Genomic DNA, 8718 nt, shown 5'->3' with positions numbered 1-8718 from the left:
AAGGCGTAGGAACGGGCACGGCCACTGGCGTGGACATCAAGCCAAGGCCCGAGACACCGGTGCAGGCCGGGGCGCATTACGATCAGGTGTCGACTGCGGTCTATTCGAGCCTGATCCGCTATCCGCAAGCCGCGCTGGATGACGGACTGGAAGGCATTGGCGGGCTGAGCGTGGTCGTGACCGGTGACGGCAAGGTGCTCAGCTGGGGGATCGAGCAATCGACCGGCCACTCGGTACTCGACAAGGAAATCAGCCGCGTCGCGCGCAAGGTCCGGTCACTCGACCCGATCCCCGGCCTGTCCGCAAGCAAGCGCGCGATCGTCCACGTGAAGATCTTCTTCCACATCGTGAACTGATACGGGGCCCTTGGTGTCTCGAATAACGGCCCGGTCTCGCTACCGCCCCCATTTTCGCTGCGTTTTCCCGTACCGCATCTTGCGCGTTCCTAGCTTTCCTTCGTTGCTGCGCCCTACCTTGGGTGCCTTGTGCTCGCCCTCCGGCAGGCCCAGTTCCGTCGCCTCCAGCCGCCGGATTTCGTCGCGCAGCCGGCCGGCCTCCTCGAACTCCAGGTCGGCCGCCGCTGCGCGCATGCGGCCTTCGAGTTCCTCGATGTAGGCGCGCAGGTTGTGGCCGACGAGGTTGTTGCGCTCGTTGTCTTCCAGCTCGACCACCACGCCGTCTCGGCTTGCGGTGTCCGCCACGATATCCGCGATGCGGCGCTTGATCGTTTGCGGGGTGATGCCGTGTTCGGCGTTGTATTCTTCCTGCTTGGCGCGGCGGCGGTCGGTTTCGGCGATGGCGCGTTCCATCGAGCCGGTCATGCGGTCGGCATAGAGGATCACGCGGCCATCGACGTTACGCGCGGCGCGGCCGATGGTCTGGATGAGCGAGGTCTCTGAGCGCAGGAAGCCTTCCTTGTCGGCATCGAGGATGCACACGAGGCCGCATTCGGGAATGTCGAGGCCCTCGCGCAGCAGGTTGATGCCCACCAGCACGTCATAGACGCCCATGCGCAGATCGCGGATCAGTTCGATGCGCTCCAGCGTCTCGACGTCGGAGTGCATGTAGCGCACGCGCACGCCCGCCTCGTGCATGAATTCGGTAAGGTCCTCGGCCATGCGCTTGGTAAGGGTGGTGACGAGCGTGCGGTAGCCCTTGGCCGCCGTTTCCTTGCACTCGGCGATGCAGTCCTGCACCTGATCCTCGACGGGGCGGATCTCTACTGGCGGGTCGATCAACCCGGTGGGGCGGATCACCTGTTCGGCGAAGACGCCGCCGGTCTGCTCCATTTCCCAGCCGCCGGGCGTGGCCGAGACGGCGACCGTCTGCGGGCGCATCGCGTCCCATTCGTTGAAGCGCAGCGGGCGGTTGTCGATGCAGCTGGGCAGGCGGAATCCGTATTCGGCCAGCGTCAACTTGCGCCGGTGGTCGCCGCGCGCCATCGCGCCGATCTGCGGCACCGTCTGGTGGCTTTCGTCGACGAACAGCAGCGCATTGTCGGGCAGGTATTCAAACAGCGTCGGCGGCGGCTCGCCGGGCAGGCGGCCGGTGAGGAAGCGCGAATAGTTCTCGATCCCCGCGCACGATCCGGTGGCGGCGATCATCTCCAGATCGAAATTGGTGCGCTGTTCCAGCCGCTGCGCTTCGAGCAGCTTGCCTTCGGTCTCCAGTTCCTTGAGTCGCTCGGTCAGTTCGAAGCGGATGGCGTCCGCCGCCTGCTTCATCGTCGGGCCGGGCGTGACGTAGTGCGAGTTCGCGTAGATACGCACTTTGTCGAGGGTTGTGCCCTTCTTCCCGGTGAGCGGATCAAACTCGGCGATCTCCTCGATCTCATCGCCGAAGAAGGACACGCGCCATGCCATGTCCTCGTAGTGTGACGGGAAGATTTCCAGATTGTCGCCGCGCACGCGAAAGTTGCCGCGTGCGAAGGCATGGTCGTTACGTTTGTACTGCAGGGCGACGAGCTTGTGGATGATCTCGCGCTGGTCCTGCTCCTTGCCCGCAACAAGGTCGAAGATCATCGCCGAATAGGTCTCGACCGAGCCGATGCCGTAGAGGCACGAGACCGAGGCGACGATGATCACGTCGTCGCGTTCGAGCAGGGCGCGGGTGGCTGAGTGGCGCATCCGGTCGATCGCCTCGTTCACCGAGCTTTCCTTCTCGATGTAGGTGTCTGACCGGGGAACGTAGGCCTCGGGCTGGTAGTAGTCGTAGTACGAGACGAAATATTCGACCGCGTTCTCGGGAAAGAAGTCCTTCATCTCACCATAGAGCTGCGCGGCGAGGATCTTGTTGGGGGCGAGGATCAGCGCCGGGCGCTGCAGTTCCTCGATCACCTTGGCCATCGTGAAGGTCTTGCCCGATCCGGTGACGCCGAGCAGCACCTGCGTCTTCTCGCCTTCCAGCGCGGAGGCGGTGAGTTCGGCGATCGCGGTGGGCTGGTCGCCGGCCGGTGCATAGTCCGAAACGATCTGGAACCTCTTGCCCGGCAGCGACTTTTCCGGGCGCTGCGGCTTGTGCGGGACGAAGCTGCCCGAGGTGTTCGGTTCCTCGAGTCCGCGGCGGATGATGAGTTCGGCCATGGCGGAACATATGGAGTATGTGTTCGTCCGCCGCAATGTGTCACTGGCCGATCCGCCATTGGCAGCGGGCAGGGGCAGTGATAGCTCTTCGCGCCCTGTTTCGGGGCCTGTGCGGCGGAGGAAGTGCAATATGCGGAAAGTTTCGATGGCGGATGTGATGCGCAAGAGTGCAGCTGGTGCCACTATGGGAGCGGTGATGCTGACGCTGGCGGCCTGCGGCTCCAAGGAAGAGGCACCGGGCGAAAGCACTGCCGCGTCCGGCGAGACCCGATCCGCAGATGATGTCGCGCACGAAGCCGCCAAGCTCAATCGGCCCAAGCCTGGCTCTTACAAGCAGACGATCGAGATCCTCGACATGGAAATTCCCGGGCTGCCCAAGGAAGCTGCCGGCCAGATGAAGGCGATGACGGGCAAGCCGCAGGTGCAGACCATCTGCATCACCGACGCGGATACCGAGAAGGGCTACAAGGAAATGCTTCAGAACGTCGGCAAGGGCGGCGACTGCACCTATTCGAAGTTCGACGTTGCGGGCGGCCGTCTCGATGCCCAGATGCACTGCAAGACCGAAGGGCAAGGCGAGGCGACGATGACCATGAACGGTACCGTCAGCGAAACCGGTTCGGACGTGATGGTCGGCATGGACGTCACCGGCGGGCAGCAGCCGATGGGCGCCATGAAGATGAAGATGCACCTGACGACGGAGCGTGTCGGCGATTGTGCCTCCTGATGCAGGCCTGATGAATGAAAGGCCGGAAGACGACGTGAATAGCACCGTGCCGCACCAGCCGGGCTCCTTGCGCGAGGCGATTGCCCGGCGCGCGGCCTTCGTGCGCGAGCCGCACCCGGCAGGTGTGGCCAAGCCTCCGCTGCAACTGATGCTGGCCGAACTGCGCTCGCTCTACCGCGGGCGGAGCAAGGAACCGGCGGTGCAGCCAGCAGCGCATCCGATGCCGGTGATGTTATTGCCGGGTTTCGGCTCGCACCCGCGCCGAATGAAGCCGATGGCCGATGCGCTCGCTGCGGCGGGGCACCACGTTCATGAATGGGGCCTCGGCTTCAATTTCGGTCCGAGCCAGGCCAATTTCGCATTCCTGATGCGCCGGGTCGGCGCGATTGCCCGCCAGTACAAGGCGCCCGTGGCGCTGGTGGGCTGGAGTCTGGGCGGCCTCTTCGCGCGCGAGATTGCGCGGCGTGAACCGGATATGGTGGCCAAGGTCGTGACCATGGGTACGCCCTTTTCGGGCGACCCGCGCGCCAACAATGCCTGGCGTGCCTATCAGGTGGTGACCGGTCATTCGGTGGACGAGCCACCCATCGAGTGCGATTTCTCGGTCAAGCCGCCGGTGCCGACGATTGCCCTGTGGAGCCCGCGCGACGGCATCGTCGCCCCACGCGCAGCTTGCGGCTGGCCGGAGGAGCGTGACCGCGCGGTGTCGATCCGCTGCTCGCATCTCGATTTCTCGAATGCGCCCAAGGTCATTTCGGAGGTCCTCCGGCAGCTGGAGGTGGAGGATTGATTTTCCCTCCCCCGCGCGCAGACTGCGGCAAAGGGAGAGAGAAATATGCCGGAAATCTGGCCAGAAATCTGGAGAGCCGGAGGTTCGAATACCGGGGCCGCGCCTGAACTCGCGCGGGCCATCGAGGCTGAGGGCTGGGACGGCCAGATGTTCATGGATTCGCAGTGCCTCTCGGCCGATCCCTTTGCGCAGATGGGCGTCTGGGCGTGCTCCACGGAGCGTATCAAGCTCTCGACCGGCGTCACCAATCCGTTGACGCGCAACCTCGCGGTCACGGCGGGGGCGGCGGCAACGATTCATGCGATCAGCGGAGGCCGCGCTGTGCTGGGCATTGGCCGGGGCGATTCCGCGCTGGCCTATCTCGGCCACGCGCCGGTAAGCCTCAAGCGTTTCGAACAGGCGATCGGGCACTTGCAGATCCTGCTTTCGGGCGGGGAAGTGCCGTTCGCGGATTTCGGCACGGCGGGCGATGCGCCTCCGGTCCATACCCTGTCGCTGGGTAACCGACCTGAAGCCGTGCGCCTCAATTGGCTTCCCGAGGGGTTGCCTAAGGTTCCGCTCGACGTTGCCGCGACGGGCCCCAGGGTCATCGCGATGTCCGCGCCGGTTGCCGAACGCGTGACGTTCAGCGTTGGAGCCGAACCCCAGCGCATGGGATGGGCCCTCGGCGTCGCCCGCAAGGCCCGCGTTGCAGCCGGTCTGGGCGATGCAGGCATTTCCTACGGTGCCCAGATTGTCGTCGTCTGCCACCCGGACGAGGAGACAGCGATGGAGGTTGCCATGCACATGGCCCCGCCGCTCGCCCGCTTCCAGACCATGCAGGGACAGGTCGGCCCCGCCGATGCTGCGGCCAGCGAGAACCTCGGAAAAATCCGCGAGGGCTACGACATGATGGAGCACGGCAACATTGCCTCTAAGGAGCGCATTGTCGGCGGCGCGCTCACACCGGACTTCGTGAAACGCTTCGCCATCGTCGGCAACCCGGACCACTGCTTTGCGCGCTTGCGCGAGTTGATGGCACTGGGGCTGGACCGGATCGTCGCTGTGGGCCCCGGGTTTTATCCCGCCGGATGGGGCGAGGCGGCAGGACTGTTCGCAAGAGAGGTGCTGCCCGCCCTGAAGGCGGGCTGACGGCAAGGGGAGAGATTTACGCCCGCGGGGCCTGTCTGCGATAGCTGAGGGCTTCGGCCACGTGGATGCGGCTGATGTTCTCCGCACCCGCCAGGTCTGCGATGGTCCGGGCGACGCGGAGGATGCGGGTGTAGCCCCTTGCGGACAATCGCATCGCCTCGGCCGCCTGCATCAGCAACTTGCGGGCGGGCTCGTCGGGCGTGGCGTGGGCGTCGAGCAGGTCGCCGTCGAGTTCGGCATTGGTGCGGCGCCCGGTCCCGTCCAGCCTTGCTGTCTGGATTTGCCGGGCGCGGGCCACTCTTGCGGCCACCTCGACGCTGCCTTCAGCCGGGGGCGGAAGGGCGAGGTCGGCAGCGCGAACCGGGTCGACGTCAACGTGTAGGTCGATGCGGTCGAGCAGCGGTCCGGAGACCTTGCTCTGGTAGTCGGCCGCGCATTTCGGCGCACGCGAGCAGGCCTGCGCCGGATCGCCCAGATGCCCGCAACGGCACGGGTTCATAGCCGCGATCAGTTGTACGCGCGCGGGATAGGTGACGTGCGCATTGGCCCGGGCGACCGTGACTTCGCCAGTCTCCAGCGGCTGACGAAGCGAATCGAGAACCTGCCTCTGGAACTCGGGCAGTTCATCGAGGAAGAGAACCCCCAGGTGCGCCATCGAGACTTCGCCGGGTCGCACCTTCAGCCCGCCGCCTGTCAATGCCGCGATCGAGGCCGAGTGGTGCGGCGCGCGATAAGGGCGGGCACGGCTGATCCTGCCGTCTTCCAGCGTGCCCGCTACCGAGGCGACCATCGAGACTTCCAGCGCTTCGGCAGGCGTGAGCTCGGGAAGTATTCCGGGCAGGCACGAAGCCAGCAGCGACTTGCCCGCACCTGGTGGTCCCGCCATCAGCAGGTTGTGCGCGCCCGCCGCAGCGATCTCCAGTGCACGCCGGGCCGTCTCCTGCCCCTTGACCTGTTTCAGGTCTGGCCCCCGCTCCGGCGGATCGGCCCGGCCAGGAAGGGGCGGAAGTAGAACCTGTCGCCCCTTGAGGTGATTGAGCAGGCTGATCAGGTTGGGTGCCGCCACCACGGGGACGCCACTGGCCCAGCTTGCCTCGCTGCCCTGCGCGGCTGGGCAAATCAGTCCCTTGTCCTGTTCGCTGGCGTGCAGCGCCGCCAGCAGAACCCCGGGCGAGGGGATGATCCGCCCATCGAGGGCAAGCTCACCTACCGCGATGAAATCCGCGATTTGTTCGCCATCGACAATGCCCATGGCGCTCAGCAGGGCGAGCGCCACAGGCAAGTCATAGTGTGAGCCGTCCTTGGGCAGGTCAGCCGGCGAGAGGTTGACCGTGATACGCTTGGGCGGCAGCGCGAGACCCATCGCGGTCAGCGCGGCAGAAACCCGCTGGCGGCTCTCGCTGACCGCCTTGTCGGGCAGGCCGACCAGCGCGAAGGCGGGAAGGCCGGGGGCAATTTGACACTGGACTTCGACCGCTCGGGCTTCCAGGCCGAGATAGGCCACGGTCGAAACCAGCGCGACCACGAGGAGCTCCTCTATTTCTTTGATGTTCTAATTAACAGACTGGCTTTTTCTAACGCATTCAGTGCTGAATGGGCATACTTAATTTATACCTTACAACGTTTTAACCAATTCGCGCATGAATTGGGTAAGGCGGGGCGGCGCAACTTTGATTCATGCGCTCGTCCATTGTTCTCTTCGGGTTGTTGAGTCTGGCTGCTGTGTCCCCTGCGTCGGCCCAGACGATCGACTACGAGGCTGTGGAGGTGGATGCCGACTACATTCACGGCGGTGGCGAGCGCAGCCTTTCCGCACACTGGCAATCGTTGCCCTCTGCACCGGTCCCGGAGGGTCTCGCCAGCTACGGGCCGTTCCGCGTGCTCGATGCAGGCCGCGCCGCGCTGGTCGATGTCACCGATTCGCGCAGCCCGGCCCAGTTCGCCGCGATGCTGCGCGATCACCCCGGCATCGCCGAAATCGAAATGGTCGAATGTCCCGGCACCGAGGATGACCTTGCCAACCTGCGGCTGGGCCGGATGATTCGCGAGCGTGGCCTTGCCACGCACGTTCCCGTTGGCGGTTCGGTTCGTTCGGGCGGCGTGGAGTTGTTCCTGGCCGGGGCTCGCCGCTATGCCGATCCCGGCGCCGAGTTCGCGGTGCATTCCTGGAAGGACGACACCGGACTCGAGGCGGCAGACTATGCGATCAATTCGCCCGAGAACCGCCGGTACCTTGATTACTACACGCAAATGGGCATGAGTCCGCTTGAGGCCGAGGCCTTTTATGCCATGACCAATTCGGTGCCGTTCGAATCGGCCAAGTGGTTCGGCACCGGTACGATGGGCCTGTGGGTCAATCTGGACCGTGACATGCCGGAAAATCTGGCTGCAAACTTGGCCTATCAGGACGTCTCGTCCTTGACTCTCTCTTACAGCTCCAGTAACGGCGCGCGTCTGTAATCGGCTGTCCGCCGCGCGGATGGCCTTTTTTGTTCAGGTCCTTCGGGGCCGATATTGGAATTTCGAGGACTGACATGAAGCGCACTTTCCAGCCCAGCCGCCTTGTCCGCGCCCGCCGTCACGGCTTCCGCGCCCGCACGGCGACCGTCGGTGGCCGCAAGGTGCTTCGCGCCCGCCGCGCCCGCGGCCGCAAGAAGCTCTCGGCGTAATCTGCACGGCTGTGGGCGGGGGCTTCGGCCCTTGCCTTTCGGCACCAGCCCACGCCCCCGTTTGGCCCTTGCGGCGAGGACGGAGGCGTGGGCTGGTGCCGTTTTGCTTGGAGCAGCGGACGAATCGGCCGGTCCGGTTTCCCTGCCCGGGCAATCGCTGTAGACCGCTCGTCATGACCGCCGCCTACCAGACGATGACTCGCCGGTCGGACTTTCTCGCCGCCAATCGCGGCCTGAGAGTCGCGCGTGCCGGATTCGTCCTGCTGGCCAATGCCAATGGCGGGCAGGGGCAGCGGGCAGGCATCACCGTCACCAAGAAGATCGGCAACGCCGTCGTGCGCAACCGCATGAAGCGCCGCTTCCGCGCGCTGCTGCGTGAGGTGCTGCCCGAGCATGGCCTCGTCGATACCGATCATGTGCTGATCGGCCGCGAAAACGGCATCGAGCGTGACTTTGCCTTGCTGCGTGAGGAACTGGTGGCCGCGCTTGGCCGCGCGCGTGACGGCAAGGGCGATCCTGCCCGCCGCAAGGGCGGGCCGCGAAAAGGCCGCCGGTGAAGAAGGTGCTCGCCTTTATCGTCTCGCTGCCGGGCCTGCTGCTGATCGGCATCGCCCGTGCGTGGCAACTGGGGCCTTCGCGCCTGATGCCGCCGACTTGCCGCTACACGCCATCGTGCTCGCAATATGCGATCGAGGCGGTGCGCAGGCACGGTGCGATTAAGGGTGGATGCCTGGCGATATGGCGTCTATTGCGCTGCCAGCCTTGGGGTGGGCACGGGCACGATCCGGTCCCCGACTGAATAACGACTGACGAGAAGCG

General features: G+C 65.2%; 10 protein-coding genes. 8 read left to right on the top strand and 2 right to left on the bottom strand.

What is annotated here, in order from left to right; all coding sequences use genetic code 11:
• A partial coding sequence (locus MTR64_RS18580) for an energy transducer TonB (protein WP_243996003.1) occupies positions 1-356 on the top strand: 356 nt, incomplete at its 5' end.
• 39 nt (positions 357-395) lie between these two features.
• Here MTR64_RS18580 and uvrB read toward each other — a convergent pair.
• Positions 396-2582, bottom strand: a complete 2187-nt coding sequence (gene uvrB / locus MTR64_RS18575; RefSeq protein WP_243996002.1) for an excinuclease ABC subunit UvrB — start codon at positions 2580-2582, stop codon at positions 396-398.
• Positions 2583-2712: 130 nt separating this feature from the next.
• Here uvrB and MTR64_RS18570 point away from each other — a divergent pair, with 130 nt between their 5' ends.
• Genes MTR64_RS18570 through MTR64_RS18560 form a run of 3 tightly spaced genes read left to right on the top strand, consistent with a single transcriptional unit; the run spans position 2713 to position 5230 of the window.
• Complete coding sequence (locus MTR64_RS18570) at positions 2713-3309, top strand: DUF3617 domain-containing protein (RefSeq protein WP_243996001.1); 597 nt, start codon at positions 2713-2715, stop codon at positions 3307-3309.
• A 10-nt stretch (positions 3310-3319) separates the two neighbouring features.
• Complete coding sequence (locus tag MTR64_RS18565) at positions 3320-4099, top strand: esterase/lipase family protein (protein WP_243996000.1); 780 nt, start codon at positions 3320-3322, stop codon at positions 4097-4099.
• Positions 4100-4144: 45 nt separating this feature from the next.
• Positions 4145-5230, top strand: coding sequence for an LLM class flavin-dependent oxidoreductase (locus MTR64_RS18560; protein ID WP_243995999.1), 1086 nt, complete (start codon positions 4145-4147; stop codon positions 5228-5230).
• Between the two features lie 16 nt (positions 5231-5246).
• Here the strand turns inward: MTR64_RS18560 and MTR64_RS18555 are convergent, their stop codons facing one another.
• Positions 5247-6755, bottom strand: coding sequence for a YifB family Mg chelatase-like AAA ATPase (locus MTR64_RS18555; protein ID WP_243995998.1), 1509 nt, complete (start codon positions 6753-6755; stop codon positions 5247-5249).
• Positions 6756-6907: 152 nt separating this feature from the next.
• Between MTR64_RS18555 and MTR64_RS18550 the strand changes: the two genes are divergently transcribed.
• The 4 genes from MTR64_RS18550 to yidD all read left to right on the top strand — a co-directional run bounded on the left by MTR64_RS18550 (position 6908) and on the right by yidD (position 8698).
• Positions 6908-7690: an alpha/beta hydrolase gene (locus MTR64_RS18550; RefSeq protein ID WP_243995997.1), complete on the top strand. Its 783-nt coding sequence runs from the start codon at positions 6908-6910 to the stop codon at positions 7688-7690.
• A gap of 74 nt (positions 7691-7764) precedes the next feature.
• Positions 7765-7899 carry a 50S ribosomal protein L34 gene (rpmH, locus tag MTR64_RS18545; RefSeq protein ID WP_039388288.1) on the top strand — a complete coding sequence of 45 codons (135 nt, stop codon included), beginning with the start codon at positions 7765-7767 and terminating at the stop codon, positions 7897-7899.
• Positions 7900-8072: 173 nt separating this feature from the next.
• Entirely contained in the window at positions 8073-8456 is a 384-nt protein-coding gene (rnpA, locus tag MTR64_RS18540) for a ribonuclease P protein component (protein WP_243995996.1), read from the top strand.
• Positions 8453-8698 carry a membrane protein insertion efficiency factor YidD gene (gene yidD, locus MTR64_RS18535; protein WP_419144965.1) on the top strand — a complete coding sequence of 82 codons (246 nt, stop codon included), beginning with the start codon at positions 8453-8455 and terminating at the stop codon, positions 8696-8698. The genes rnpA and yidD overlap by 4 nt, the downstream gene beginning before the upstream one ends.
• Positions 8699-8718: the final 20 nt, after the last annotated feature.

This window comes from Novosphingobium album (ex Hu et al. 2023) (assembly GCF_022832385.1).
GTDB classification, from domain to species: Bacteria; Pseudomonadota; Alphaproteobacteria; order Sphingomonadales; family Sphingomonadaceae; genus Novosphingobium; species Novosphingobium album.
Note: the sequence above shows the minus strand (reverse complement) of the source record. Positions and strands in the feature narration are given on the sequence as shown.

Bases quoted from the DNA above. Each gene is read 5' to 3' on its own strand.
- uvrB (WP_243996002.1), bottom strand. From the start codon at position 2,582: ATGGCCGAACTCATCATCCGCCGCGGACTCGAGGAACCGAACACCTCG.
- MTR64_RS18570 (WP_243996001.1), top strand. From the start codon at position 2,713: ATGCGGAAAGTTTCGATGGCGGATGTGATGCGCAAGAGTGCAGCTGGT.
- MTR64_RS18565 (WP_243996000.1), top strand. From the start codon at position 3,320: ATGAATGAAAGGCCGGAAGACGACGTGAATAGCACCGTGCCGCACCAG.
- MTR64_RS18560 (WP_243995999.1), top strand. From the start codon at position 4,145: ATGCCGGAAATCTGGCCAGAAATCTGGAGAGCCGGAGGTTCGAATACC.
- MTR64_RS18550 (WP_243995997.1), top strand. From the start codon at position 6,908: ATGCGCTCGTCCATTGTTCTCTTCGGGTTGTTGAGTCTGGCTGCTGTG.
- rpmH (WP_039388288.1), top strand. From the start codon at position 7,765: ATGAAGCGCACTTTCCAGCCCAGCCGCCTTGTCCGCGCCCGCCGTCAC.
- rnpA (WP_243995996.1), top strand. From the start codon at position 8,073: ATGACCGCCGCCTACCAGACGATGACTCGCCGGTCGGACTTTCTCGCC.